The organism is Sulfitobacter sp. HI0027 (genome assembly GCF_001634775.1).
In the GTDB taxonomy this organism is placed as follows: Bacteria; Pseudomonadota; Alphaproteobacteria; order Rhodobacterales; family Rhodobacteraceae; genus Sulfitobacter.
On record NZ_LWER01000233.1, the window covers coordinates 1 to 426 of the forward strand.

A 426-nucleotide genomic window follows, 5' to 3' on the forward strand; every position below is an offset into this window, starting at 1 on the left:
GCGCCGGACCAACGTTGTCGGCATCTTTCCAAACGAGGCCGCAGTCACACGACTGGTCGGAGCCCTGATGCTGGAGCAAAATGATGAGTGGGCGATCACGCGGCGCTACATGACACTGGAAACCGTCGCCGCCATTTGCGACACTACCCCCATGGACCCGGCGACAATCGCCGTCCTGTAACTGCGGCCAAGCCATGGCCGAAGAACAAAGTTACACCATTCCTTGGGACACTATCCCCCCGTTGAAGTGACTCTGAACCCCCGTTGGGGCGCTGGACAGGGCAGGACCATAACTTTTAGGGTGGCGTCACTGAAACCACGATGTTTCGAATCCGTCTCAAGAGGTCGTTAACGGCCCGGCGGAATGAGAGAGTAGGGCGGCTAAGGCGTCGCAGCAGTTAAAGGACAGGCTCGTGAGCAGCACCG

The 426-nt window shown here is 58.9% G+C and carries 1 protein-coding gene; it reads left to right on the forward strand.

Going from position 1 to position 426, the window contains the following annotated elements; all coding sequences use genetic code 11:
* A partial coding sequence (locus tag A3722_RS14925; protein WP_201722039.1) for a transposase occupies positions 1-181 on the forward strand: 181 nt, incomplete at its 5' end.
* Positions 182-426 lie beyond the last annotated feature (245 nt).